Origin of the sequence: Kribbella sp. NPDC058245, from assembly GCF_042882005.1 — a bacterium.
In the GTDB taxonomy this organism is placed as follows: Bacteria; Actinomycetota; Actinomycetes; order Propionibacteriales; family Kribbellaceae; genus Kribbella.
Genome location: NZ_JBHVWY010000002.1, coordinates 33,152 through 59,190, shown reverse-complemented (window position 1 = coordinate 59,190; position 26,039 = coordinate 33,152). Strand labels below are relative to the sequence as shown.

The 26,039-nt window shown below is 68.3% G+C and carries 24 protein-coding genes; 11 read left to right on the top strand and 13 right to left on the bottom strand.

Annotation, left to right across the window (positions count from 1 at the left end):
- The first annotated feature begins 1 nt into the window (after position 1).
- Positions 2–898 carry a carbohydrate ABC transporter permease gene (locus tag ACFVWG_RS03805; RefSeq protein WP_391541593.1) on the top strand — a complete coding sequence of 299 codons (897 nt, stop codon included), beginning with the start codon at positions 2–4 and terminating at the stop codon, positions 896–898.
- 8 nt (positions 899–906) lie between these two features.
- Positions 907–1,746 (top strand): carbohydrate ABC transporter permease, encoded by an 840-nt coding sequence (locus tag ACFVWG_RS03800; RefSeq protein ID WP_391541592.1) that lies wholly within the window; start codon positions 907–909, stop codon positions 1,744–1,746.
- Here ACFVWG_RS03800 and ACFVWG_RS03795 read toward each other — a convergent pair.
- A complete protein-coding gene (locus tag ACFVWG_RS03795) occupies positions 1,724–2,788 on the bottom strand; it encodes a LacI family DNA-binding transcriptional regulator (RefSeq protein ID WP_391541591.1) in 1,065 nt (354 codons plus the stop codon). The two genes, ACFVWG_RS03800 and ACFVWG_RS03795, sit on opposite strands and share 23 nt — an antisense overlap.
- A 27-nt stretch (positions 2,789–2,815) precedes the next feature.
- On the opposite strand from ACFVWG_RS03795, the gene ACFVWG_RS03790 reads away from it, so the two are divergent.
- A complete protein-coding gene (locus ACFVWG_RS03790) occupies positions 2,816–3,337 on the top strand; it encodes a GNAT family N-acetyltransferase (protein WP_391541590.1) in 522 nt (173 codons plus the stop codon).
- 7 nt (positions 3,338–3,344) lie between these two features.
- The gene (locus tag ACFVWG_RS03785; RefSeq protein WP_391541589.1) at positions 3,345–3,923 is read left to right on the top strand and encodes an AAA family ATPase; all 579 of its coding nucleotides are present in this window, start codon (positions 3,345–3,347) and stop codon (positions 3,921–3,923) included.
- Positions 3,924–4,008: 85 nt separating this feature from the next.
- Here the strand turns inward: ACFVWG_RS03785 and def are convergent, their stop codons facing one another.
- Positions 4,009–4,608, bottom strand: a complete 600-nt coding sequence (gene def / locus ACFVWG_RS03780; protein ID WP_391541588.1) for a peptide deformylase — start codon at positions 4,606–4,608, stop codon at positions 4,009–4,011.
- Positions 4,609–4,684: 76 nt separating this feature from the next.
- Complete coding sequence (locus ACFVWG_RS03775; protein ID WP_391541587.1) at positions 4,685–5,500, bottom strand: LLM class F420-dependent oxidoreductase; 816 nt, start codon at positions 5,498–5,500, stop codon at positions 4,685–4,687.
- 72 nt (positions 5,501–5,572) lie between these two features.
- Between ACFVWG_RS03775 and ACFVWG_RS03770 the strand changes: the two genes are divergently transcribed.
- On the top strand, positions 5,573–7,042 hold the full coding sequence (locus tag ACFVWG_RS03770) for an AAA family ATPase (protein ID WP_391541586.1): 1,470 nt from the start codon (positions 5,573–5,575) through the stop codon (positions 7,040–7,042).
- A 63-nt stretch (positions 7,043–7,105) separates the two neighbouring features.
- Here ACFVWG_RS03770 and ACFVWG_RS03765 read toward each other — a convergent pair whose 3' ends face one another.
- The 7 genes from ACFVWG_RS03765 to tkt form a co-directional block, all read right to left on the bottom strand.
- On the bottom strand, positions 7,106–7,951 hold the full coding sequence (locus tag ACFVWG_RS03765; RefSeq protein ID WP_391541585.1) for an isocitrate lyase/phosphoenolpyruvate mutase family protein: 846 nt from the start codon (positions 7,949–7,951) through the stop codon (positions 7,106–7,108).
- Positions 7,952–8,380: 429 nt separating this feature from the next.
- The gene (gene pgl, locus ACFVWG_RS03760; protein ID WP_391541584.1) at positions 8,381–9,148 is read right to left on the bottom strand and encodes a 6-phosphogluconolactonase; all 768 of its coding nucleotides are present in this window, start codon (positions 9,146–9,148) and stop codon (positions 8,381–8,383) included.
- Positions 9,145–10,389, bottom strand: a complete 1,245-nt coding sequence (locus tag ACFVWG_RS03755; RefSeq protein ID WP_391541583.1) for a glucose-6-phosphate dehydrogenase assembly protein OpcA — start codon at positions 10,387–10,389, stop codon at positions 9,145–9,147. The genes pgl and ACFVWG_RS03755 overlap by 4 nt, the downstream gene beginning before the upstream one ends.
- On the bottom strand, positions 10,386–11,936 hold the full coding sequence (zwf, locus tag ACFVWG_RS03750; protein WP_391541582.1) for a glucose-6-phosphate dehydrogenase: 1,551 nt from the start codon (positions 11,934–11,936) through the stop codon (positions 10,386–10,388). Before zwf ends, ACFVWG_RS03755 begins: the two co-directional genes overlap by 4 nt.
- A gap of 22 nt (positions 11,937–11,958) precedes the next feature.
- The gene (locus ACFVWG_RS03745; protein ID WP_391541581.1) at positions 11,959–13,536 is read right to left on the bottom strand and encodes a glucose-6-phosphate isomerase; all 1,578 of its coding nucleotides are present in this window, start codon (positions 13,534–13,536) and stop codon (positions 11,959–11,961) included.
- Positions 13,533–14,642, bottom strand: coding sequence for a transaldolase (gene tal, locus ACFVWG_RS03740; RefSeq protein ID WP_391541580.1), 1,110 nt, complete (start codon positions 14,640–14,642; stop codon positions 13,533–13,535). Before tal ends, ACFVWG_RS03745 begins: the two co-directional genes overlap by 4 nt.
- A 38-nt stretch (positions 14,643–14,680) precedes the next feature.
- Positions 14,681–16,852: a transketolase gene (gene tkt / locus ACFVWG_RS03735; RefSeq protein ID WP_391541579.1), complete on the bottom strand. Its 2,172-nt coding sequence runs from the start codon at positions 16,850–16,852 to the stop codon at positions 14,681–14,683.
- A gap of 253 nt (positions 16,853–17,105) precedes the next feature.
- On the opposite strand from tkt, the gene ACFVWG_RS03730 reads away from it, so the two are divergent.
- Both ACFVWG_RS03730 and ACFVWG_RS03725 read left to right on the top strand, forming a co-directional pair.
- Positions 17,106–18,077, top strand: a complete 972-nt coding sequence (locus tag ACFVWG_RS03730) for a heme o synthase (RefSeq protein WP_391541578.1) — start codon at positions 17,106–17,108, stop codon at positions 18,075–18,077.
- A 147-nt stretch (positions 18,078–18,224) separates the two neighbouring features.
- On the top strand, positions 18,225–19,286 hold the full coding sequence (locus tag ACFVWG_RS03725; protein WP_391541577.1) for a ScyD/ScyE family protein: 1,062 nt from the start codon (positions 18,225–18,227) through the stop codon (positions 19,284–19,286).
- A 317-nt stretch (positions 19,287–19,603) separates the two neighbouring features.
- On the opposite strand, the gene ACFVWG_RS03720 is transcribed toward ACFVWG_RS03725, so the two are convergent.
- From ACFVWG_RS03720 to ACFVWG_RS03710, 3 genes are all read right to left on the bottom strand, one after another.
- Positions 19,604–20,530 carry a heme A synthase gene (locus ACFVWG_RS03720; RefSeq protein ID WP_391542137.1) on the bottom strand — a complete coding sequence of 309 codons (927 nt, stop codon included), beginning with the start codon at positions 20,528–20,530 and terminating at the stop codon, positions 19,604–19,606.
- A gap of 184 nt (positions 20,531–20,714) precedes the next feature.
- Positions 20,715–21,500 (bottom strand): ABC transporter permease, encoded by a 786-nt coding sequence (locus ACFVWG_RS03715; RefSeq protein WP_391541576.1) that lies wholly within the window; start codon positions 21,498–21,500, stop codon positions 20,715–20,717.
- Entirely contained in the window at positions 21,497–22,219 is a 723-nt protein-coding gene (locus ACFVWG_RS03710; protein WP_391541575.1) for an ABC transporter ATP-binding protein, read from the bottom strand. Before ACFVWG_RS03710 ends, ACFVWG_RS03715 begins: the two co-directional genes overlap by 4 nt.
- A gap of 140 nt (positions 22,220–22,359) precedes the next feature.
- On the opposite strand from ACFVWG_RS03710, the gene ACFVWG_RS03705 reads away from it, so the two are divergent.
- The 4 genes from ACFVWG_RS03705 to ACFVWG_RS03690 are packed head-to-tail and all read left to right on the top strand — an operon-like array spanning position 22,360 to position 26,031.
- Positions 22,360–23,085, top strand: coding sequence for a helix-turn-helix transcriptional regulator (locus ACFVWG_RS03705; protein WP_391541574.1), 726 nt, complete (start codon positions 22,360–22,362; stop codon positions 23,083–23,085).
- Positions 23,082–24,494 (top strand): Fe-S cluster assembly protein SufB, encoded by a 1,413-nt coding sequence (sufB, locus tag ACFVWG_RS03700; protein ID WP_391541573.1) that lies wholly within the window; start codon positions 23,082–23,084, stop codon positions 24,492–24,494. The genes ACFVWG_RS03705 and sufB overlap by 4 nt, the downstream gene beginning before the upstream one ends.
- Entirely contained in the window at positions 24,494–25,696 is a 1,203-nt protein-coding gene (sufD, locus tag ACFVWG_RS03695) for a Fe-S cluster assembly protein SufD (protein WP_391541572.1), read from the top strand. The genes sufB and sufD overlap by 1 nt, the downstream gene beginning before the upstream one ends.
- Positions 25,693–26,031 carry a non-heme iron oxygenase ferredoxin subunit gene (locus ACFVWG_RS03690; protein WP_391541571.1) on the top strand — a complete coding sequence of 113 codons (339 nt, stop codon included), beginning with the start codon at positions 25,693–25,695 and terminating at the stop codon, positions 26,029–26,031. The genes sufD and ACFVWG_RS03690 overlap by 4 nt, the downstream gene beginning before the upstream one ends.
- The last annotated feature ends 8 nt before the right edge of the window (positions 26,032–26,039 follow it).

The following is a 26,039-nucleotide window of genomic DNA, read 5'->3' as shown; positions in this document are numbered from 1 at the left end:
AATGCGCCGACCCTCTAGACGGAGTCACCAGTACGGCGGGTTTCTGCCCGCCGTCCTGGTCACCCCGGCAGTCGTGTTGCTGGTGCTGTTCACGGTCGCTCCGGCGATCTACGCGATCTTCCTCAGCTTCCGCCGGCTGAAGGTCGGCCGCGGCCTGCTCGGCGGCGGCAAACCCACCGAGGTGTGGACCGGCCTGGCTAACTACACGGCGGCCCTGAGTGATCACGAGTTCTGGGCGAGCCTCGGCCGGATGCTGCTGATCGCCGCCTTCGGTGTGCCGGCGACCGTCGTACTGGCGACTGTCTTCGCGCTCTGCCTGGATGCCAAGCGCGCCCGGCTGACCGGACTCGCCCGGCTGGCGATCTTTCTCCCGTACGCCGTTCCGGGTGTCGTCGCCAGCCTGCTGTGGGGATTCATGTATCTGCCCGCGACCAGCCCGATCGGCGGCGGGTCGATCGACTACTTCGGCACCAAGGGGATCTTCTTCAGCGTCGCGAATGTCGCGGTCTGGGGAGTCGTCGGATTCAACATGGTGATCCTCTACACCACTGTGCGCAGTCTGCCGCGGGAGCTGTTCGAGGCTGCCGAGCTGGATGGCGCGTCGGAGTTCCAGATCGCGGTTCGGGTGAAGCTGCCGTTGATGGCACCCGCGGTGGCGATGGTCGCGCTCTTCAGCGTGATCGGCGCGCTGCAGTTGTTCAACGAGCCGACCACGCTGAAGCCGTTGGCGAACGCGATCTCGTCCACGTGGGTGCCGCTGATGCGCGCCTATACGGACGCCTTTGTGGACAACAGCATTTACGAGGGCGCCGCGACATCGTTCCTGCTGATCCTGATGACGGTCGCCGCGACGGTGGTCGTGTCGGCGATCGGCCGCCGGGTCGGGAGGAGCCGATGAGACCTGTCATGAGACAGCGCACTCGTTGGGTGCCCACGCTGATCCTGCTGATCGGCGCCCTGTACTGCGTGTTGCCGGTGCTGTGGATCCTGATCGCCTCGACGAAGACGAACGACGAGTTGTTCTCGACCGCGCCGTTCGTCCCCGTCTTCAACGGCGGCTTCTGGTCGAACCTGGATGCGTTGTTCAGCTACAACCACGGCATCTTCGGCCGCTGGGTGCTGAACTCGGTCATCTACGCGGTCGGCGGGGGATTGTTGTCCACGGCAATCGCCGGAGCGGCCGGGTATGCGCTGGGCAAGTACCGGTTCACCGGCAGCGTCGTACTGTTCCGGGCGATCGTGGCCGCGGTGCTGCTGCCGCAGATCCTGCTCGCGGTTCCGCAGTTCCTGCTGCTGGCCAAGATCGGGATGACCAACAACTACGCCGCGGTGCTGCTGCCGCAGCTGGTCAGCCCGTTCGCGATCTACCTGTGCAAGATCTACGCCGAGGCCTCGGTCCCGGACGAGATCATGGAGGCGGCCCGGATCGACGGCGGCAGCGAGTGGCGGATCTTCCGGTTGGTCGGCGCGCCGTTGATGCTGCCGGCGTTGGTGACGGTGTTCCTGCTGCAGTTCATCGGGATCTGGAACAACTTCCTGCTCCCGTTCGTGATGATCAACGACGACCACCTGTACCCGCTCACGCTCGGGCTCTACGGCCTGATGATCATCACGGGTGGCCAGGCCGCGCAGTACTCGATCGTCATCGCCGGGGTGCTGGTGTCGATCGTGCCGCTGGCGATCCTGTTCCTCAGCCTGCAGCGGTACTGGAAGCTCGACCTGATCAGCGGCGGCGTGAAGCTGTGATCGCCGGCGTGCTCGCGCGCAGGACCGGGTACGCCGGGACAGTTCGCCGTACCAGGTCGGTGTCGGTGGTGGTGGCGCGGTAGACGGCTTCTTGCGCGACGGCGTTCAGAGCGACATGCACGGTGGTCAGCTTCGGTACGACGTCGCGCAGGGTGCTGATGTCGTCGAAGCCGGCCACGCCGACGTCCTCCGGGACGCGGAGACCGCGCTCGCGCAGTCCGGCGAGAGCGCCGAGTGCCATGTCGTCGGTCACCGCGAAGACCAGGTCGAGCTCGCGGGCCTCGGCATCGGTCAGGCTGAGCACGTATTCGCGGGCGCCGACCCAGCTGAATCCTGGCTGGTGGACGCGGGTGGTGCCGGATTCGTTGAACCCGGCAACGAACCCTTCGACCCGCTGCCGCATCGAGAGCAGGGGGACCGCGCTGCCGAGCACCAGGCAGTTCCGGTAGCCGAGGGCGCCCAGCTCGCGGGCCAGTTGGCGTGACCCGTCGTGGTTGTCGAAGTCGACGGTCTCGAAGGGGAGGTCGGACCGGCTGATCAGTACGACGCGGCCGCCGGTCTCCTCGTACCGCTGGAGCTCGTCGATCAACGCGTGCTCCGACGGCGGGTCGACGTACCCGGTGCCGGCCAGGATGATGGCGCGCGGCTGCTGACCGCGCAGCTCCCGGATCAGGTCGAGCTCGCGCTCGGCCTGCCGCTCGGTGACCGCGATCGAGACGTGCAGCCCGATCGCCTCGGCCTGTTTCATGATCTCGGCGGCCATCGCGGAGAAGTACGGGTCGGAGATCAGGCTGATCACCAGCGCGATCGTGCGCGAAGTGCCCCGGGCCATTGCCTGCGCGGGCAGATTCGGGGTGTAGCCGAGCTCCTGGGCGGCGCTCAGGACGCGCTCGCGATAACTTGGAGCGACCCGCCGCGAACTGCCGTTCAGCACCCGGGACGCGGTCGGTTGCGACACCCCGGCGGCGCGCGCGACGTCGTCGAGCGTGACAGGACGCTTCTGTGCGCCTGGACCGTTCAACTGCGCCCCCGGACCGTTCATCGTTGCAGTTTATCGACAGGGGAGACGATGCGTACGACGGAACGCCTGATCCTCCGGCCGTTTCAGGACACCGACCTGGATGCCTGGGCCGACCTCAACAGTGATCCGGAGGTGATGCGGTACATCGGGGGACCGCTGACGCGCGCCGAGTCGGACCGCGAGGCGGCCGGGATCAACCAGCAGTGGGAGGCCGACCGGTTCGGCTTCTTGGCGATCGAGCGGGCGAGTGACGGCGTGTTCCTCGGTGCGGGCGGGCTGTCTCGCGAGGCATGGTATCCCGACACGCTCGAAGTCGGCTGGCGGCTGTCGCGCTCCGCGTGGGGCCACGGGTATGCGACCGAAGCGGCCGCGCACTGGCTCGCCTACGGCTTCACCGAGCTCGAACTGCCCCGCATCAACTCGGTCACCGACACCCCGAACGAGCGCAGCATCGCCGTCATGCGCCGCCTCGGCATGACCTTCGACCACACCGCCGACCTCACCTTCGCCGGCGAGACGTTCAACGCGACCGTTTATTCGATCACGGCCGAGGCCTTCCGCATGATGTGATGCCGCCATGCCCAAGGTCGTGCTGGTCACCGGATTACAAGCGTCGGGGAAGTCCACCGTCGCGCCGCTCCTGGCGTCCCGCCTCGGCCCACCGGCCGCGACGCTGGACGGGGACATCTTCTACAACGGCGTGGTCGCCGGCGCCGAGATCATGACCCCGAACCCGTCGGCGGAGGCGGTCCGGCAACTGGAACTCCGGTACGCCGCGACCGCGCTGGTGGCGCAGCACTACGCCGACAACGGCTTCGACTTCGTGGCCAGCGACATCGTCCTGGGCGACCACGTCGAACGCTGGTTCGCCAACCTGCGAGCCGTCGACACCTACCTCGTCGTACTCACCCCGTCCGTCGAGTCGATCGTCAACCGCGAGGTAGGCCGCGGCGGCAACAACTCCTACCGCGATTGGCAAGACGACGGCGGTTCGCTGACCGACGCCGTACGGGCTCTGCAAGCGGGCCTGGACGAGATCCCGCACCGAGGCCTCTGGCTCGACACCACTGGTCAGACCCCGGAGCAGACCGTCGACGCGATCCTCACGGACCTGGAGAAGGCTCGCTGGGGGAGCGGCGTACGGACCGACGGGTAGTGGTGCCGCCCCGGCGGTTCTCACAAGGCTCCGCACGCTGTAAGTTGCGCGATCCGGCCGACCACTACCCGTTCTTCGGTACGGCTCAGGTGGCGGAGACTTCTTCGTCTTCGTGTTCGACCATGGGGCTGATCGGCCAGTCTTCGGGGTAGTCGGGGGCGAACTCTTCGGCTTCGGCGTAGAGGCGCTTGCGGTACTTGCGGGAGAGGCGGTCGCCGAAGACGGTGCCTTGGGTGTGGTCGGTCTCGTGCTGGAGGCAGCGGGCCAGCAGGCCGTCGCCCTCGTAGGAGACGGGGTCGCCGTGCTCGTCGACGCCGGTGACCTTGGCGAAGTCGGGGCGGGCGCACTTGGTGAAGGCGCCGGGCAGGGACAGGCAGCCTTCGTCACCCTCGTCGAGGCGGCGGTCCTTGCCCTCGGGGAGCTGGATGACCGGGTTGCAGACGACGCCTTCGATCCGGTTGCCGTCCTTGTCGGGGCAGTCGAAGATGAACAGCTGCAGGTCGACCCCGACCTGGTTGGCGGCCAGGCCGACGCCTTCGGCCGCGTCCATCGTCGAGAACATATCGGCCACCAGCGTCTGCAGCTCGGGACCGAAGTCGGTCACCGGCTGGTTGAGGTGATGCATCACCTCGGTGCCCCAGCGGGTGATCGGGCGGACGGAACCACGCTCGTACTTCGAAACCATGCGGGAAATCTTATCCGGCGTACGACGGCCGGGCCGACCGGGTGACGGGAGACGCCCGCCACCCGGCCGGATGCGGCTACTTGGCGTTGACCTCGTCGCGCCACGCGACCCAGTCGCGGAGCAGGCCGGTGTCGTAGTCCGGGCCGGAGGCCGAGACGGTGAACAGCCGGGTGCCGACGTCGAGCAGGCCCTTGCCGACCTCCTCCGGCGACTTGTCGCCGACGGCGGTCGAGCGCTCGATCTCACCGGGGTTGCGGCCGATCGTCTTGCAGTGCTCGTCCAGTACGGCGTGCTTGTGCGCGATCGTCTCCGCGTCACCGAAGCCGTGCCAGATGTTGGCGTGCTGGGCGACCAGCTTGAGCGTCTTCTTCTCGCCGCCGCCACCGATCAGCACCGGGATGTCGCGGGTCGGCTTCGGGTTCAGCTTGGCCCAGCGGGCCTCGATCCGCGGCAGCGCCTCACCGAGGGCGTTCAGCCGGCCGCCCGCCGTACCGAACTCGTAGCCGTACTCGTCGTAGTCCCGCTCGAACCAGCCCGAGCCGATGCCGAGGATGAGCCGGCCGTCGCTGATGTGGTCGACGGTGCGGGCCATGTCGGCCAGCAGGTCGGCGTTGCGGTAGGAGTTGCAGGTGACCAGGGCGCCGATCTCGACCCGTTCGGTCGCTTCGGCCCACGCGGCCAGCATGGTCCAGCACTCGAAGTGCAGGCCGTCCGGCTCCCCGGACAGCGGGTAGAAATGATCCCAGTTGAAGGCGATGTCGACGCCGATCTCCTCGGCCTTCGCGACGGTACGGCGGATGTCGGCGTACTCGGCGTGCTGGGGCTGAATCTGGAAACCGATCCGGACGGGGAAGGCGCCGTACGGACGGTCGGTGGACTCGGAATCTGTCATGGTGGTCATCCTATCCGCCGTTTCGGAGGACCCTCCGGATCGGGTCGGGGGGACGGACATGAAGGGGTACGGATGCCGGACGAGATCGACGAGTTCGCCAGGCTGTTCACGGGCTTCCTGGAGCGGATGCAGAGCCACCGCCCGGCCGGGATCAACCGGACCGGGCTGCGGGACAAACTGATCGAGCACCTGGGCGCCGAGCCCGAGCAGGTGCCGGTGGTGTCGTCGACGTTCGCGCCGTACGACCTGCCGAATGTGCAGCGCGCGATCGAGGCCTGGTTCGACTCCTTCGAACTCGTCGGCCTGGCTGGCTCGGGCCGCGGCCATCACTCGCTCAGCGAGGTCCTGGAGATGGCCGTCTACGACCGCTTCGGGATCGGTGCCGTCGACTACGTCCGGGTCCCGGTCGACCTCGACGAGGACATGGACTGTGTCGCCTTCGGCTTCTACCTCGGCGTCCAGGGCAACGATCGGTACGCCGCTCTGTTGCGCGCGCCGAACCAGCAGTACGGCCGGTCGACGGTGGATCTCGAGGTGCTGACGGTCGACAAGGAGGCGGGGGATCGGTTCCTGAAGGCATTGCCCGAGCTGATCCGCAAGCACAACGTGTTCCGCGGCAAGGTGGTCTCGTTCGAGGGCAGCGAGTTCGGCCAGGGCATCGGCCCGTTCCGGCTGCACCCGCGTGCGGAGATCACCCGCGACGACGTCGTGATGCCGGAGGGCGTCCTCGAGCGGGTCGAGCGTGAAGTCATCGGCATCGCCGAACACCGCCAGCAGATGCTCGACGCCGGCCAGCACCTACGCCGTGGCGTCCTGCTCTACGGCCCACCCGGCACCGGCAAGACGCACACCGTGCGGTACCTGCTCTCCCGGTTGCCCGAGTTCACCGTCGTACTGCTGGCTGGCACGAGCATCCACTACATCTCGCAGGCATGTTCGCTGGCCCGGATGCTGCAGCCGGCGCTCGTCGTACTGGAGGACTGTGACCTGGTCGCTGAGGCCCGTGACTACTCCCATGGTGGCGAGAACCCGCTCCTGTTCCAGGTCCTGAACGAGATGGACGGCCTTGCCCAGGACGCCGACGTCGCCTTCCTCCTCACCACCAACCGCGCTGACCTGCTGGAGCCGGCCTTGGCGCAGCGCCCCGGCCGCGTCGACATGGCCGTCGAGGTCCCGCTCCCGGACGCCGACGGCCGCGCCCGCCTGCTCCGCCTTTACGGCCCGGCCCTCGACCTCCCCGTCGACGTCGTCGACGAACTGGTCGCCCGCACCGAAGGCACCACCGCGTCCTTCATGAAGGAGCTGGTACGCCGAACTGTCCTGCTGGCCGCTCAAGCCGACACCCCGCCCGGCCCCGACCACATCCGCACCGCGGCCGACGAACTCCTCTCCTCCCGCGACGCCCTCACCCGCCGCCTCCTCGGCGCGACGACCGACACCCCGGACGACGTCCAAGGCCCCGTCGGCCCAAGGCCCGGCCTCGCTCCGCCCGGCGCAGTCGGCGCCTACACCTCCAGCCTGCACATCTCGTACGACGACTGAGCGGACGCCCGCCACTGATCAACCGCGCGGCTGCCGCCTGCGGCACGCTCACCGGCGCTGGAGTCAGGCGGCGCCGGAGGACTTGGTCAGTGGTGGCGGTCCGGTCTGGGCGAAGAGCTGGTTGAGCTCGCTCTGGGGGATCTGGTCCTGGGCGAAGGTGATGGTGCCGTGGGTGGCGAGCTCTTCGGCGCTCCGGCGGATGAAGCCGAGGGCGGCGCGGGCGATGCTGCCGCCGAGGCTGATCCGCTGGACGCCGGCCTTGAGGAGGTCTGGGACGGTGAGGGTCGAGGAGCCGAGGCCGATCACCACGTTCACCGGGCCGTCGACCTCGCGGACGATCGTGGTGATGGTGTCGAGGTCGTTGACGCCCGGGATGTAGAGACAGTCGGCGCCGGCTTCGCGGAAGCGGTTGGCGCGGTCTATGGACTCGGCAAGAGACGTGGGTGTCTTGATGAGCTGACCGTCGGTGCGGGCGGTGAGGACGAAGTCGGCGCCCGCCGCCTCCCGCGCTGCGACGATGCGGTCGACGGCGAGAGCGACGTCGTACAGGTTGTGGCCGTCGTAGTCCTCGATGTTGCCGCCGACCAGCCCGGCCTCGCGCGCGAGCCCGATGGTTTCCGCGACCCGCTCAGGTGCAGCGCCGTACCCATCCTCGAGGTCACCACTGACCGGTACGGCGACCGCCGCCGCGATCTGCTGCATGCGTTCGAACATGTCCTCGCGGGACACGCTCGGTGCCCCGTCGGGCAGCGTGTGATCGCCCTTGGCGAGCGAGAACGCGATCCCGGCGCTGGTGGTCGCGATCGCCGGAAACCCTGCTGCCGCAAGGAGAACGGCGCTGCCCGCATCCCAAGCGTTCGGCATCACGAACCCCGTCGGCGCCCCATGCAGTTCCCGAAATCCAGTCATACCGACATCCTGTCACCGGCCCCCGACAGTTCTGGAGACGTCCTTGAACGCCCGGCGGGGACGATCGATCCGTCACCGCGCCGGTCGGCTGTGGTCCCCGACCTTGAGCACGGTTCAACCGTTTTCGCGGGGTGCAGATGGTTGACGGGTGCTCAAGGTGCGCGTCGCCTGAGACCTTGAGCACGGTTCAACCGTTCTGAAGGGCGGGACGTGGTTGAGGGGTGCTCAAGGTGCGGGGCACAGCGCCTGGTGCCGACCCGGTGGGGATTTGAGCGGATCTCCCTTCACCTTGACGGTTCTCCCCTCAAATTTTGGACGGAGAAGCGTCAACTTCAGGGGATCTCCGTTGAAATGGTCGGAGGCCGGGCAACGGTGGGCGGGCAGGGGTCGGCCCCGGGTGGGGTGCCCGGGGCCGGTGGGTGGTGCGTGCTACTGGATTTGGGAGGCGGCTTGTTCGTCGAGGAGCCAGAGGGTGCGGTTGCGGCCCTTGGGGGCTGAGGCCGGCAGGGTGCTGGTCTCCTTGAGGGCCTCGGCGACTGCCTCGGCCTTGTCGGCGCCGGAGACGACGAACCAGACCTCGCGGGACCGGTTCAGTGCCGGGACCGTGAGCGTGATCCGGGTCGGCGGCGGCTTGGGGGAGTCGTGGACGGCCACTGCCGAGACGTCCACGACCTCAAGCTGCGGGTAGCCCGGGAACAGCGAGGCCACGTGGCCGTCCGGACCGACGCCGAGCATCAGTACGTCGAACGCCGGTACGGCGCGGCCTTTGACGTCACTGAGCGCCGAGATCGTGGCGGCCAGCTCGGTCGCGTAGGCCTCAGCGGCGTCCTCGGGGGACTGGCCGGTGTCCGCGGGCATCGGGTGCACGCGGGCCGGGTCGAAGTCCACGTGGTTCAGGAGCGCGTCGCGCGCCTGCGTCTCGTTGCGCTCGGGGTCGCCGGGCGGCAGGAACCGCTCGTCACCCCACCAGAACTCGACCCGCTGCCAGTCGATCGTCGCACTGGCGGGGGACTCGGCCACGGCCTTGTAGATCGCTGCCGCGACCCGGCCGCCGGTCAGCACGACCTCCGCGACCCGGCCGTTGCTCTGGGCATCGACCAGCGCCGTGACGAATCGTGCCGCCACCGCATTGGCCAGCGCCGTCGCGTCCCGGTGGATCAACAGCTCCGACTCGACCTCGCGCTCCGGGCCGGTCATGACCGGCCCGCCACGCGCTTGGACGGAGCCTTCTTCGCAGCCGTCTTCTTCACCGCGGTCTTCTTGGCGGTCGTCTTCTTCGCCGTCGACCGTGTCGTGGTCGAACGAGACGCCTTCGATGCAGCAGGCTTCTTTGCCGCCGTCGTCTTCCGAGCAGCAGCGTTCTTCGACACCGCTGCCTTCTTCGCCGAGCCGGCCTTCTTGCCCGCGGCGTGTTGCTCGAGCTCGGCCGACGCCGCCTTACCCGCGACGGCAGCCGTCTTGGCGGCCGCCTTGCTCACCGCAGCCTGGGTCGAACGGCGGTCCGCGTCGCTGACCGTCTTGGCCGAGGCGGGCATCTTCTCCCGCTCCACCATGCAGGCCAGCGTCTTCGCGTACACGTCGTCCGGGTCGAGCCGCCGCAACTCCTCGCTCAACAGCTCAGACGGTGTACGACGCTTGAGCGCGACCGGTCGATCCGGAGCACCGGGGATGGTGAACGTCGCCACCGATCCATCCGGACGGGTCAACGCGATCGGACCGGACGCAGTAAACATCCGTACGGCGGTGATGCCCGGGCCGCGCGAGTTCTTGTGCTCGACCGGAACGCCGAGCCGGCTGTGCAGCCAGGCCGCCATCAGGTCCGCCGAAGGGTTGCCCTTCGCGGAGACGACCTCAGCCGCCAGCACCTTGGTCGGGTACTGGTCGAGAGCTGCCGCCATCAGCGCACGCCACGGCGTGAGCCGCGTCCACGCGAAGTCGGTGTCTCCGGGCGCGTAGCCCTCGGCGCGGACGGTGAAGTCAACCGTCCCCCGGCGACCCGAAGCCGCGTCGGTGACCCGTCGTCGAGCCAGGCGACCCAGCGGGTCCTCGGCCGGAACCTTCGGTCCGCCACCCGGCCACCAGACGACGACGGGGGAGTCCGGCAGCAGCAGCGGCGTGATGACCGACTCGGGAACGCGGGCCAGCTCACCGTGCAGCCGCAGCAGGACGGCCTCGCCCGGAACACCCTCGCCGACGCGAACCTCGGCGTCCAGACCAGCAGCGCCACGCCCCGGCCGCAGGATCGCGACCAGTACGCGCGACGGGTGCTCGCGACCAGCTTCGTTGGCAGCCTTCATCGCGTCGTGGTGCGACGCCTCGTCGACGACGACCACGATGGTGCCGACCATGCCCATGGCCGGCGACCCCGCACTCCGGCGGGCCTTCAGCAGTGCCGACGCGATCTCGCTCGACGTCGTGTTGGTGAGGTCGATGATCATGGCCGCCTCCACGTGCGTCCGTCGCGGGCGAGCATCTCGTGCGCGGAGTCCGGGCCCCAGTCACCGGAGGCGTACTGCTCCGGCTTGCCGTGCTCGGCCCAGTAGTTGATCACCGGGTCGAGGATCTTCCAGCCCAGCTCGACCTCGGTGTGCTGCGGGAACAGCGGCGGGTCGCCCAGCAGGACGTCCAGGATCAGCCGCTCATAGGCTTCCGGCGACGATTCGGTGAAGGAACCGCCGTACTGGAAGTCCATGTTCACGTCGCGGATCTCCATCGACGTACCGGGCACCTTGGCGCCGAAGCGCATCGTGATGCCTTCGTCCGGCTGGATCCGCAGGACCAGGGCATTCTGCCCCAGTTCCTCGGTCTCGGTCTTCGTGAACGGCAGGTGCGGTGCGCGCTTGAACATCACCGCGACCTCGGTCACGCGCCGGCCGAGACGCTTGCCGGTGCGCAGGTAGAACGGGACGCCGGCCCAACGCCGGGTGTCCACGTCGACCCGCATCGCGGCGAAGGTCTCGGTCGCGGAGTGCGCCGGGATGCCGTCCTCCTGCAGGTAGCCCTTGACCTTGCTGCCACCGGCCCAGCCGGCGGCGTACTGACCGCGGGCGGTGTGCAGGTCGAGGCGCTCGGGCAGCTTGACCGCCGCGAGCACCTTCTTCTTCTCCTGCCGCAGCGACCACGCGTCGAAGCTGACCGGCTCCTCCATCGCGACCAGCGCGAGCAGCTGGAGGAGGTGGTTCTGGATCACGTCGCGGGCCGCGCCGATGCCGTCGTAGTACCCAGCCCGGCCGCCGATGCCGATGTCCTCGGCCATCGTGATCTGGACGTGGTCGACGTAGTGGCTGTTCCAGACCGGCTCGAACATCGCGTTCGCGAACCGGAGCGCGAGCATGTTCTGGACGGTTTCCTTGCCCAGGTAGTGGTCGATCCGGAAGACCGCCTCGGGCGGGAAGACCGACTCGACCACGCGGTTCAGCTCACGAGCACTCTGCAGGTCGTGGCCGAACGGCTTCTCGATGACGACGCGCCGCCACGAGCCCGGCTTCTCTTCCGTGAGGCCGTGCTCGGACAACTGCTGCACGACCTGCGGGAACAGGCCCGGCGGGATGGACAGGTAGAACGCATGGTTGCCACCCGTCCCACGGCTGACGTCGAGCTCGTCCACGGTCTCGCGCAGCCGCTTGAACGCCTCGTCGTCGGTGAGATCGCCGGGCACGAAGCGGAAGCCCTCGGCAAGCTGCTGCCAGACCTCCTCGCGGAACGGCGTCCGCGCGTGCTCCTTCACCGAGTCGTGCACGATCTGCGCGAAGTCCTGGTTCGTGAAGTCGCGGCGGGCGAACCCGACCAGCGCGAAACCCGGGGGCAGCAGCCCCCGGTTCGCCAGGTCGTAGACCGCCGGCATCAGCTTCTTGCGGGCCAGGTCGCCCGTGACACCGAAGATCACCAGGCTGCAGGGCCCGGCGATCCGCGGGAGCCGCCGGTCCTGGGGATCCCGCAGCGGGTTCACCGGGCCGACCGGCCCTTCGTCGAGCTCAGCGGTCATCAGCCGCAATCCTCCTGGTTACTTACTGCGTGAACAGAGAAAGCAGTTGCTGTACGCCGCTCGCCGGGTCGGTGAGGTGGAGTCGCAGCACCGGCCGGCCACGATCGGCCAGAACGGTCGCGTCACCGGCAGCCTGCGCCGTGATCAACGTACCGAAAGTGAACGGGCGATCCGGGATCTCCACATCGGCCGGGTGTGCCGCGGTGATCTGGAGGAAGACGCCCTCCGGGTGACCGCCCTTGTGGTACTGGCCGGTCGAGTGCAGGAACCGCGGTCCCCACCCGAACGTGACCGGGCGACCGGTCTTCCCGGCGATCGCCGGGCGAACCCCGATCAGGTCGGCGTCCCGCTCGGAGTCCAGGTACGCCATCACCGCGACGTACCCGACCTCGTCGAGCTTGCCCAGCAGCGCGTCGACCGCGCCCTGGAGCGAGTCGACGCCGTCCAGCAGACCCTCGGAACCACGGACCTCGACGACGCCGTCGGTGAAGGCGGCGTCCTCGGGCTCCGGCTGCGCGTCGAGCAGACCGCGGGCGGCCTTCTTCGCGCTCTCGACGTCCGGCTGGTCGAACGGGTCGATGCCCAGCAGGTAGCCGGCCACCGCCGTCGCGACCTCCCAGAGCAGGAACTGCCCGCCGAGCGAACCCGACGTGAGTGCCGTCGGCACGCTGCTGGTCGGCTTGCCGGCCAGCAACGCGTTCGTCAGGTCAGCGGCCTCGCTGGTCAGCTCCGGCGCACCTAGCTCAACGGCAACCGGCAGTACGCCGGTGCCCTGCTTTCCGGTGCTCTCGGCAATCAACTGCTCGGCCCAGTCCGGGAAGCCGACGATGTCGGATCCGTCGGCCGTGATGATCGCCTTGTCGCGACCCTCGGAAGCAGCCAGTACGGCGCCCAGCCACAGTGCCGGGTTGTCCGTCGAGTCGGCCTGCAGCTTCGGAGCCGCCTCGGCGGCCTGGTCAAGCAGGTCCGCGATGTCCGCGCCGGCGAGGCCGGACGGCACCAGACCGAACGCGGTCAGCGCGCTGTAGCGGCCGCCCACGTTGGGGTCGGCGAGGAACGTCTTGCGGTAGCCCTCGTCGGCCGACAACTTCTCGAACGGCGAGCCCGGGTCGGTGACGACCACGATCCGCGACGCCGCGTCGATGCCAGCGTCAGTGAAAGCCTTCGCGAAGGTACGGCGGTGGCTGTCGGTCTCGACCGTTCCACCGGACTTGCTGGACACCACGAGAACCGTCTTGGAAAGGTCACCGGCCAGGGCCCGGCCGACCACACTCGGGTCGGTCGAGTCCAGGACCACGAGGTCGACACCCGCCGTACGGGTAATGACCTCAGGTGCCAGCGACGAACCGCCCATGCCGGACAGGACGACGCGGTCGATGCCCTCGGCACGCAAGGCGGCCTGCAGGGCCTCGATCTCGACCAGCAGCGGCCGCGAGGTCTCGTGCAGGTCCACCCAGCCGAGCCGGATGGCGGCCTCGGCCTCGGCGTCCGGTCCCCAGATCGTCGCGTCCTTCGCGGCGATCCGGGAGGCGATCTTCTCCTCGACGAGCTTGTCGACGACAGCCGACCAGTCGCCGTTGTGGGTCGTTACTCCAGTCACTTGGCCGCACCCTTCAGGGCAGACGCGACGGTCTCCTGCAGCTCGGCCCAGGAGGCGTCGAACTTCGCGACGCCCTCGTCCTCGAGGATCTGCACGACCTCGTCGTACGAGATGCCCAGCTTCTCCAGGTCCGCGATCACCTTGCGGTCGGCGTCGTAGTCGCCGCGCACGGTGTCACCGCGGAACTCGCTGTGCTTCTCGGCCGCCTCGATGGTTGCCTCAGGCATCGTGTTGACCACGCCCTTGGTGACCAGGTTGTCGACGTACAGAGTGGGGGAGTACGACGGGTCCTTGGTGCCGGTGGAGGCCCACAGCGGGCGCTGCGGCTTGGCACCGACGGTCTCGATCTCGCGCCAGCGGTCGGTGTCGAAGATCTCCTCGTACGCCTCGAAGGCGAGCCGCGCGTTCGCGATCGCGGCCTTGCCCTTGAGTGCCTTGGCCTCGTCGGTCCCGATCGAGTCGAGGCGCTTGTCGACCTCGGAGTCGACCCGGCTGACGAAGAACGACGCCACGCTGGCGAGCTTGGTGACGTCGTGACCGTTCTCGATCGCCTGCTCCAGGCCGGACAGGAACGCGTCCGCGACGGCCTTGTAGCGCTCGAGGGAGAAGATCAGCGTCACGTTCACGCTGATGCCTGCGGCCAGCGTCGCGGTGATCGCCGGCAGGCCCGCCTTGGTGGCGGGGATCTTCACGAAGACGTTCTCGCGGCCGACGATCTCCCACAGCTGCTTGGCCTGCTCGATGGTCTTGGCCGTGTCGTGCGCCAGCGTCGGCTCGACCTCGATCGAGACCCGGCCGTCCTGGCCGTCGGTGTCGTCGTAGATCGGCTTGAACAGGTCGGCGGCGTCGCGGACGTCGCTCGTGGTGATGAACCGGATCGCCTCGTCGACCGAGATGCCCTGCGCGGCCAGCTTGCCGACGGTCTCGGCGTACGCGTCGGCGTCCGAGATGGCCTTGGCGAAGATGGTCGGGTTCGTCGTCACACCGACGACGTGCTTGTCCTCGATCAGTGCCCGCAGGCTGCCGCTGGTCAGCCGCTCACGGGACAGGTCGTCGAGCCAGATGGAGACACCCGCGTCGGCGAGTGCTTTCAAGCGATCAGTCATGTCCGATGCCTTCTTCCGGAATCTTCTGTTGTGAGGTGTCAGTTGGAGACGTCGGCCGGTCCGACCGGACCGCTGGCGGCGCGCTTGGGCGCCACCCCCGGACCGGAGATCTGCGCGGCGGTGGCGATGCTGTCCTTCGCGGCCTGGACGACGGCGGCGGTGGTGATGCCGAACTCGTCGTACAGGGTCTCGTAGGCAGCGGACGCGCCGTAGTGCTCGATGCTCACGCTGCGGCCGGCGTCGCCGACGACGGCGTGCCAGCTCTGCGCGATGCCGGCCTCGACCGAGACCCGGGCCCGGACATCGGCCGGGATGACGGTCTCGCGGTAGGCGTCGTCCTGCTCGTCGAACCACTCGCGCGACGGCATCGACACGACCCGCGCCTTGATGCCCTCGTCGGCCAGCTTGGCGCGGGCCTCGACGGCGATCTGCAGCTCGGAACCGGTGCCGATCAGTACGACGTCCGGTGTGCCGTCGGTGTCGAGGAGCGTGTAGGCGCCCTTCTTCACGTTCTCCGTGGTGGCGTAGCCGTCCGTGCCGCGCGGGAAGGTGGGCACGTTCTGCCGGGTCAGCGCGAGCGCCGCCGGGCGGTCGGTGTGCTCGAGAATGGTCTCCCAGGCAGCGGCCGTCTCATTGGCGTCACCCGGACGGACGACGTCCAGACCCGGGATCGCGCGCAGCGCCGACAGGTGCTCGATCGGCTGGTGGGTCGGACCGTCCTCGCCGAGGCCGATCGAGTCGTGCGTCCAGACGTAGGTGACCGGCAGCTTCATCAACGCGGCGAGCCGGACCGACGGGCGCATGTAGTCGGAGAAGACCAGGAACGTGCCGCCGTACGGACGGGTGCCGCCGTGCAGCGCGATGCCGTTCAGGACCGAGCCCATGCCGTGCTCGCGGATACCGAAGTGCAGGACGCGGCCGTACTCGTCGCCCTGGAACTCCTTGGTCGCGTGCTCGGCCGGGATGAAGGACGGCTGGCCCTTCGGAGTGGTGTTGTTCGAGCCGGCCAGGTCGGCCGAACCGCCCCACAGCTCGGGCAGCTCAGGAGCGAGCTTCGTCAGTACGTCGCCCGACGCGGCGCGGGTGGCGACACCCTTCGCACTGGCCTCCCAGCTCGGGAGCGCGTCCTTCCAGCCGGCCGGCAGTTCACGCTTGGCCAGGCGGGCGAACAGCTCCGCGCGCTCCGGGGCAGCGGCCTTCCAGGTCTCGAAGCCGGCGTTCCACTCGTCCTCGAGCGCCTGGCCGCGGTCGAGCGCCTCGCGGGTGTGGGCGATCACGTCGGCGGCGACGTCGAAGGTCTTCGCCGGGTCCCAGCCCATGACCTCCTTGGTCGCGGCGACCTCGTCGGCGCCGAGCGCGGAGCCGTGGATCTTGCCGGTGTTCTGCTTGTTCGGGGCCGGCCAGCCGATGATCGTGTGCAGCCGGATGAAGCTCGGCTTGTCCGTGACCGCCTTCGCCGCCTGGATCGCGTCGTACAGGGCCTGGACGTTCTCCTCGTAGCCCGCGCCGCCGTTGGTCCAGTCGACGTCCTGGACGTGCCACCCGTACGCCGCGTAGCGCGCGTTGACGTCCTCGGAGAAGGCGATGTTGGTGTCGTCCTCGATGGAGATCTTGTTCGCGTCGTAGATCACCGTGAGGTTGCCGAGCTGCTGGTGACCGGCCAGCGACGACGCCTCGGCCGAGACACCCTCCTCGAGGTCACCGTCGGAGGCGATCACGAAGACGTCGTGGTCGAACAGGCTCTCGCCCTTGGCGGTCTCCGGGTCGAACAGACCGCGCTCGCGGCGGGCGGCCATCGCCATCCCGACCGCGTTGCCGACACCCTGGCCGAGCGGACCGGTCGTCGTCTCGACACCGGGGGTGTGCTCGTACTCGGGGTGGCCCGGGGTCCTGGAGCCCCAGGTGCGCAGCGACTTCAGGTCGTCGAGCTCCAGGCCGAAGCCGGCCAGGTAGAGCTGGATGTAAAGCGTCAGGCTGGAGTGGCCCGCCGACAGGACGAAGCGGTCGCGCCCGGCCCAGTGCGGGTCGGCCGGGTTGTGCCGCATCACCTTCTGGAACAGCAGGTACGCCGCCGGCGCCAGGCTCATCGCCGTACCGGGGTGGCCGTTGCCGACCTTCTCCACGGCGTCCATCGCCAGGACCCGCACGGTGTCGACCGCACGCTGGTCGAGGTCGGTCCATTCAAGCTTGGGGCTGGTCTTCTCCGTCACGCCGGCGGCGCTCCTCTCGATGGCTGTCAACACCCGTGCTGGTGCTCGGTCAGGAGCCTACTCGCCAACACGTTTCAGGCGTCTCACAGATGAGCAACCCGGACGTGAACACCGTTGTTCCCCGTCCTGGCCAGGGTCTGTCAGATCACATTCGCCGACTCACCCCCGGGGGGTGGTCCAGCCCTCCTACGGGGCGTCGTAGACTGTCGAACCGTCAGCGCCGGTACCCCGGCGTCAACCTTCTGAGTTCGAGGTGTTCGTGACGGCCGTCGACCCGCGTCCAGCCGCGACGACGTCGTACCCGACGCCGCTGCCGGATCCTTCCAGCCTGGTGGGCCCGTCAGTGCGCGACGTGGTGAAGGCGTACGTCGGTCTGACCAAGCCACGCATCATCGAGCTGCTGCTCATCACCACAGTTCCGGTGATGTTCCTGGCCGCCGGGGGAGTCCCCGGGCTCGCCGTCGTCGCCTGGACCCTGATCGGCGGCGTCCTCGCCTCCGGCAGCGCCAACACGATCAATTGCGTGCTCGACCGCGACATCGACGAGCAGATGCGCCGCACCCGGCGCCGCCCGCTCCCGCGGCACGCGGTCAGCCCGCGCTCGGCGACCATCTTCGGTGTCGTCCTCGGTGTGCTCGCCACGCTCGAGCTCGGCTTCCTGGTGAACTGGCTGTCGTCCGGCCTCGCGCTGGCCGCGAACCTGTTCTACGTCTTCGGCTACACGATGATCCTGAAGCGCCGTACGGTGCAGAACATCGTCTGGGGCGGGATCGCGGGTTGCTTCCCGACCCTGATCGGCTGGACCGCGGTCACCAACGACCTGGCGTGGACCCCGATCGTGCTGTTCGGCGTCGTCTTCTTCTGGACGCCCCCGCACACCTGGTCGCTCGCCATGCGTTACCGCGAGGACTACGCGTCAGTGGATGTCCCGATGCTCCCGGTCGTCGCGACCCCGGTCGCCACGGCGCGGCAGATCATGGCCTACTCGGTCGTCATGGTCCTCACCTCGATCGCCCTCTGGCCCGTCGCCGACACCGGCTTCGTCTACCCGGTCGCCGCGATCGTCCTCGGCGTCGTCTTCCTCCGCGAAGCCCGTGCCCTCCTCCTCCGCGCCCACACCGGCGCCGACGGAGCAGCCCTGCGCCCGATGCGCCTCTTCCACTTCTCCAACATCTACCTCGCGCTGCTCTTCATCGCCGCAGCCCTCGACCCCCTCCTCCGCTGAAGGCCACCGCCTTCGGCGGGTGTGGCTAGGTGGGCACACAGAGTTCTGCCCTTGTGGACCTTGACCACCGGGGCCTGTGGTGTTGCGATGTTGAGGTCTGTGGAGGGGCTCCGCGTCTGGGGAGACACAGATCCAGGGGGTAGGCACGTGGGCGCACGAATACGCACAGCTGCGATTGCAGCACTGGCACTGACGGGGTCGATGCTGGTCGCCGGGCAAGCCGAGGCGACCGGCGTACTGAGGCCTGTGGCAACCAATCTGGACGGTCCACGGGGTGTGGCGACGTATGGGCACAAGGTGATCTACGCCGTCACGGATGGCTCGGTCTACGCCACCGATGGTCACAAGCGCTGGAAGCTCGGGCAGGTACCGGGTGGATTCCCGCCGGCGATCGACACCAACGCCTGGGGTACGACGTACGCCCTGACCGGCGCGGGTGGTGAGCCCGGGGCCCCGCCGACTCCGGGTAGCTCGACCCTGTACCGGCTACGGCCCGGCAAGTCGGCGGTAGTTGTTGCCGACATCGCCAAGTACCAGGCGCACGACCCGGACCCGTACAACCAGGCCGACTCACCGACGGAGACGAACCCGTTCGGCGTGGCGGCGCTGCGCGACGGAACGGTCCTGGTGTCCGATGCCGCGAACAACGATCTGCTCCGCGTCTGGCCGAACGGCAAGATCAAGACCGTCGCCCGGCTGAAGCCGCGGCTGGTCAAAACCCCGGCCGGCCTGGGATCGGAAGCACCACCAGCCGGTACGCCGTTCCTCGCCGAAGCCGTCGCGACCTCGGTCACGGTCGGTTCGGACGGCTACTGGTACGTCGGTGAGCTCCGCGGCTTCCCGGCCACGCCAGGCACGTCCGAGATCTGGCGAATCAAACCCGGCGCGGTGAACGCGGTCTGCGATCCCACCAAGCCACACAAGGGCAACTGCAAGCGGTACGCCGACGGCTACACCTCGATCGTCGACCTCGCCGGCGGCCCGCACGGCAAGCTCGCCGTGGCTCAGCTGGCGCGTGACAGCTGGCTGAAGTTCGAGATGGGCGGTTCACCGATCGGCTCGCTGATCGTGCAAGACAAGTGGGGCCACCGCAAGGAACTTGCCCGAGGCAAGCTCAACCTGCCCGGTGGCGTCGCCTACAACCGCTGGGGCGACCTCTACGTCTCGTCCCCCGTCTTCGGCCCAGGCGCCGTCTACAAGGTGAGGTAATCCGAGGTTTGCGGGGAACTACTGCCGCTCCGTGACAGTAGATCCCCGCAAATCGCCAACTTCGCCCGGTTCCTCACGCTAATTGGAAATTTTTTGGGTGGTCGGTGACGATTTTTTACCGATTAGGTGCGCTCGGCGCCGACCTTCACGTTGCCTGGGCTTCCGGGCTGTGGCTGAGCCCCGTGCTGTGCGTTGCTCGGTAACGTCCGAAAAACCGGAGACGGGCACTTCGGCTCTTCGGACGTTAAGGGGGTGGGGGAGCTAACGTCCGAAGGACCGGAGACCGGCTCTTCGGTTTTTCGGACGTTAATGGGCCGCTAGGTGGCGGGGGTGCCGCGTTCGGCGTAGACGGCGGTTACCAGGGCGATGAGGAGGGCGGCGAAGGCCATGTGGATCAGGACCAGGCCCCAGGGGAGGTGGGTGAAGTACTGGGTGAAGCCGACCACGCCTTGGAGCAGCTCGGCGGCGAATAGCCACGCGGCCAGTTTGCGGAGGGTCCGGGAGGTGGCGGTTACGCGGGTTGCGATGACCAGGGCGATCGTGATGCCTACCAGGCCGAACACCACGTCAGCGTGCAGCTGACTGATGAGTTCTTCGTCAAAGCCGTTCCGGCCGATACCCGGGTCACCTGAGTGCGGTCCCGCGCCGGTCACCAAGGTGCCGAGGGCAACTGTCAGCCACACCGCCACCACGGAGGCAGTCGCCAGCGCACGGACGACCGGGGGAGTGTGCGGATAAGGGCTCGTCCGCGACCGCCGCATCATCGACACCGTCAGCGTGATGATGATCGGCGACACCAAGAAGTGCGCCGACACGATCCACGGGTTCAGTCCGGTGAGCACGCTGATCCCACCGATGACCGCCTGCAGCGGGACACCCAGAGCGGCAGCAGTGGCCAGTCGACGCAGGTCGCGGCGGATCGGGCGGTACCGCATCACGGCCAGCCAGGTACCGATCGCCACCAGAGCGACCACGAACCCGAGCATCCGGTTGCCGAACTCGATCGCGCCGTGAACACCGAGCGCGGCATGCGGCACGTACGACGAGTCGGTGCAGGACGGCCACGTCGGGCAGCCGAGGCCGGAGCCCGTCAGGCGGACGAGACCGCCAGTGATGACGATGCCGATGTTGACGATCACCGACGCCCAGCCCCAGCGCCGGACCGCGTCCAGGCTCGGCTCGGGCACCAGCCGCCAGAATCCCTTGACTGGCTCGGTGGCGGAGGGTGGGGTTTCGGTCGTCATCACCGGCACACTCTAGGGGATATCACTTGGGCCCACGCCGTCGCGAGCAGGTGCTCAGCGGAGCGCCTCGGTGTGCTGGAGGGAAGGGGGCGATGTGGTGCCATCTTTCCCTTTCCTCCAGTGCAGCGAGGCGCCCGCTGAGTGCCGCGCAGTAGGCGTGGGGCCGAGTGATATCCCCTCAAGGTCAGTCCCATCGGAAGGTTCGGGAGACCAGGTAGCCCAGGACTCCGGCCCACAGGGCGAGTGACAGTGCAGCGGCCCACGGCACGATGCCGTGGACCGTGGAGTTCGACAATCCGTTGGCCAGCGCCGCGCTGGGCAGCAGCCGGACAACGCTCTGCATTCCCTCGGGGTACTCGTCCACCGGTGTCATCACCGCGCCACCCACAAGCAGCAGCAGATAGAGCAGGTTCGCCGCCGCGAGCGTCGCCTCAGCCCGCAGCACGCCGGCCATCAACAGACCGAGTGACGCGAAGGCCGCCGTACCGCAGAGAACAGTCAGTACGACGCCAACCACCGCATTCGCGCCGCCGGCGGGCTTCCAACCGAGTGCGAACCCAGCGCCGATCAGTACGGCGAACTGGATCACCTGCACGATCAGAACCGCGCCGATCTTCCCCGCCAGCAGTCCACCACGTGACAGGGGAGAGGCGCCGAGCCGCTTGATCACGCCGTACCGGCGTTCGAAACCGGTGGCGATCGCGAGCGAGGTGAAGGACGACGACAGCACCGCCAAAGCCAACACCCGCGGTACGGCGTCGTCGATCGGCCGTGCGTCACCTAGCGGCAGCCGGTTGCCCAGGCCAGTGGCGCCGAGCAGCAGGAGCAGACCCAGCGGGATGACCAGCGCCAGGAGCAGTTGCTCGCCGTTGCGGATCAGCAGCTTGAACTCCATCCGTGTGTGCGCCATCACCTTCCGCGACCACGGCGCACTGCCGGGCTGGGGCGCATACGTCACGGGCACAGTCATGAGTTCTCTCGCTTCGGTGCCGTCAGTTCGAGGTAGACGTCCTCGAGCGACTTCGTGTGATGCTCGGTCAACGCGTCGGGCGTACCGGAGGCGATCAGCTTCCCGGCCGCCATCACGTGTACCTGGTCGGACAACTGCTCAGCCTCGTCCATTGCATGCGTCGTCAGTACGACGGTCACTCCGTCGTCACGCAGATCCCGGATCAGCTGCCAGATCTCGCGTCGCCCATGCGGGTCGAGCCCGGTCGTCGGTTCATCGAGGAACGCGATCTCCGGCCGCCCCACGATCGCCAGCGCGAGCGACAGCCGCTGCTTCTGGCCACCCGACAACCTCCGGTACGGCGTTTTGCCGCACGTACCGAGGTCGAGCCGTTCCACCAGCGCGTTGATGTCGAGCGGGTGCGAGTGCAGCGAAGCGACGTACCGGAGCATCTCCAGCGCGCGGACCCCGGACCAGGCGCCGCCGTCCTGCAGCATCACGCCGATCCGTGGCATCAGCTCGTCGTGGTCGGTGATCGGGTCCAGCCCGAGCACCCGGACACTGCCGGAATCCGGTCGCCGGAACCCTTCGCAGGTCTCCACGGTCGTGGTCTTGCCGGCCCCGTTGGGGCCGAGCACGGACGTGACGGCGCCGACGGCTACGGTGAGAGTGAGCCCGTCGACCGCAGCCTTCTCGCCGTACCGCACGACGAGGTTGTCGATCTCCACCGCGACTGGCACAAACCGCAGCATAGAGAACCGGTGAACGTGACCTCGCTCACGCCCACCCCTTCGCTTCCGGCGTGCCGCTGCGGAGAAGCCGTGAACCGGTTAGGGGAGCCTTATTTGAAGGGCCCACCGAATTAAGCCACACTGATGTTGTGAAAACTTCCGCAGCCTCCGGAGCGGCGCCTGCCGGTACCGGCAGCGCGCGGGACGAGTCCACCCGTGACCGGGTGGCCCGGTCGATCCTGACCAATGGCCCGTCCAGCGCCGCGGTGCTCGCCGAGCGCCTCGAGCTGACGCCTGCCGCCGTCCGGCGGCACCTCGACCACCTGCTCGAAGAGGGCCTGGTCGAGTCCCGCGAGGAGCGCGTCTACGGCCCCCGCGGCCGCGGCCGCCCCGCGAAGGTCTTCGTGCTGACCGACTCCGGCCGGCACGCGTTCCACCAGGCGTACGACGACCTGGCCGCCACCGCGCTGCACTTCATCGCGGAGGCCGGCGGGGACGAGGCGGTCGCGGAGTTCGCGCGCCGCCGCGCCGTCGAGGTGGGACAGCGGTACCGGGAGCTGGTCGACGCCGCTCCCGACAGTGACAAGGCGGAGGCGCTGGCCCAGGCGCTCACCGGCGACGGCTATGCCGCCTCCACCGCGGTCCAGGGGCAGGGCACCCAGCTCTGCCAGCACCATTGCCCGGTCGCGCACGTGGCCGAGCAGTTCCCCCAGCTGTGTGAGGCCGAGACCGAGGTGTTCGCCACCTTGCTCGGCCGGCACGTCCAGCGGCTGGCCACCATCGCCCACGGCGACGGTGTCTGCACAACGCATATCCCGGGGCCTGCCCCGGCTTCCTCTGTATCCGACGGCGAATCTGCGAGGACTGCACGATGACGCAAACCGCTCACCCCGAACTGGAAGGCCTCGGCAACTACCAGTACGGCTGGTCCGACTCCGACGCCGCCGGCGCCGTTGCCCAGCGCGGAATCAGCGCTGACGTCGTGCGCGGGATCTCGGCCCTGAAGAGCGAACCCGAGTGGATGCTCGACCTGCGGCTGAAGGGCCTGAAGCTCTTCGACCGCAAGCCGATGCCGTCGTGGGGTGCCGACCTGTCCGGGATCGACTTCGACAACATCAAGTACTTCGTCCGGTCGACCGAGAAGCAGGCGACCAGCTGGGAAGAGCTTCCCGAGGACATCAAGAACACCTACGACAAGCTCGGCATCCCGGAGGCGGAGAAGCAGCGTCTCGTCGCCGGTGTCGCCGCGCAGTACGAGTCGGAGGTCGTCTACCACCAGATCCGTGAGGACCTGGAGGAGCAGGGTGTCATCTTCGTCGACACCGACACCGGCCTGAAGGAGTACCCGGAGCTGTTCCAGGAGTACTTCGGCTCCGTGATCCCGGTCGGCGACAACAAGTTCGCCGCGCTGAACACGTCGGTCTGGTCCGGCGGCTCGTTCATCTACGTGCCCAAGGGCGTCAAGGTGGACATCCCGCTGCAGGCCTACTTCCGGATCAACACCGAGAACATGGGCCAGTTCGAGCGGACGCTGATCATCGTCGACGAGGACGCCTACGTCCACTACGTCGAGGGCTGCACCGCGCCGATCTACAAGTCGGACTCGCTGCACTCCGCGGTCGTCGAGATCATCGTGAAGAAGGGCGCCCGCTGCCGCTACACGACGATCCAGAACTGGTCGAACAACGTCTACAACCTGGTCACCAAGCGCGCCACCTGTGAGGCCGGCGCGACGATGGAGTGGATCGACGGCAACATCGGTTCCAAGGTGACGATGAAGTACCCGGCCGTCTACCTGATGGGTGAGCACGCCAAGGGCGAGACCCTGTCGGTCGCGTTCGCGGGCGAGGGCCAGCACCAGGACGCCGGGTCGAAGATGGTGCACAACGCGCCGTACACGTCGAGCTCGATCGTGTCGAAGTCCGTGGCCCGCGGTGGCGGCCGGACGTCGTACCGGGGTCTCGTCGAGGTCGCGCCGGGTTCGCACCACAGCAAGTCCACGGTGCGCTGTGACGCGCTGCTGGTCGACACCATCAGCCGCTCCGACACCTACCCGTACGTCGACGTCCGCGAGGACGACGTGGCGATGGGGCACGAGGCGACCGTCTCCAAGGTCAGCGATGACCAGCTCTTCTACCTGATGAGCCGGGGGATGGCCGAGGACGAGGCGATGGCGATGATCGTCCGCGGCTTCATCGAGCCGATCGCCCGCGAGCTCCCGATGGAGTACGCGCTGGAACTCAACCGGCTCATCGAGCTGCAGATGGAAGGGGCCGTCGGCTGATGTCGGCAACCGAAACTCTCGTTGCTACCGGCAACAAGGCGCATTCGCACGGTCCGGGGTCCCCGGTGCCGCTGCAGGCGCGCAGCGAGCGGCCCACGTCGTACGACGTCGATGTCTTCCCGGTGCCCAACGGCCGTGAAGAAGAATGGCGCTTCACGCCGATCAAGGCGCTGAAGGGTCTCTTCGAGGACTCCGAGCCGACCGAGACGCCGAAGATCGACGCCTCCGGCCCGGAGCGGGTCACCATCGAGACCGTCGTCGCGGACGCGCTCAAGGTGCTGACCCCGCAGGACCGCCCGGCCGCGATCGCCTGGAAGCGTTCCCCGTCGGCCCTGGCCGTGCGGATCCCGAACGAGGCCGAGCTGACCGAGCCGGTGCACGTGAACGTGGCCAGCCTCGGCGGCCGCGGCTACACGCACCTGATCGTCGAGGCCGGCCGGCACAGCCGCGGTCTCGTGATCATCGATCACACCGGTGCCGGCGAGCTGGCCAGCAACGTCGAGATCAAGGTCGGCGACGGCGCCGAGCTGCGGGTCGTGAGCATCCAGCAGGGTGACCACGAGTCGCTGCACCTGGCCCAGCACGACTCGCTGGTCGGTCGCGACGCCAAGCTCAAGCATGTCGTCGTCACGCTCGGCGGCAAGGTCGTCCGGATCAACGCCAACGTCCGGTACGCCGGTCCTGGCGGCGATGCCGAGTTCCTCGGGGTGTACTTCGCTGAGGGCGGTCAGCACCACGAGCACCGCCTGTTCGTCGACCACGAGGCCACGAACTGCAAGAGCAACGTGCTCTACAAGGGTGCGCTCGCCGGTGACAACGCCCGCTCGGTCTGGATCGGCGACGTGCTGATCCGTGCGGCCGCTGAGGGCACCGACACCTTCGAGCTGAACCGCAACCTGGTCCTGACCGAGGGCGCTCGCGCCGACTCGGTGCCGAACCTGGAGATCGAGACCGGCGAGATCGAGGGTGCGGGACACGCGTCCGCGACCGGCCGGTTCGACGACGAGCAGCTGTTCTACCTGCAGGCCCGCGGCATCCCCGAGGATGCGGCCCGCCGGCTGGTCGTGTCCGGCTTCTTCAACGACATCATCGGCAAGATCGGTGTCCCCGAGGTCGTCGAGCACCTGCACGAGGTGATCGAAACCAAGCTGGCCCGCACTGCCGAGCTGAGCGCGACCGCGAAGGTAGCACTCGGCCAGTGAGCGACAGCTTTGAGCGCGCCTGCGCCGCCGCCGACGTACCGGACGAGGGTGTTGTCTCGGTAGAGATCGGTGGCGTCGAGGTCGCGGTCGTGAAGAGCGAAGGACAGTACTTCGCGGTGCGGGACGAGTGTTCCCACGCGCAGATCCAGCTGTCCGAGGGTGACGTCGGCAAGTGCGAGATCGAGTGCTGGCTGCACGGGTCGCGTTTCGACCTGCGCACCGGCGAGCCGACCAGCCTGCCCGCGTACGACCCGGTGCCGGTGTACCCGGTCCGCCTCGACGGTGCCGACGTACTGGTCGACGTGAAGAACCCCCTGAACCAGCCATCCCTGTAAACCAGACG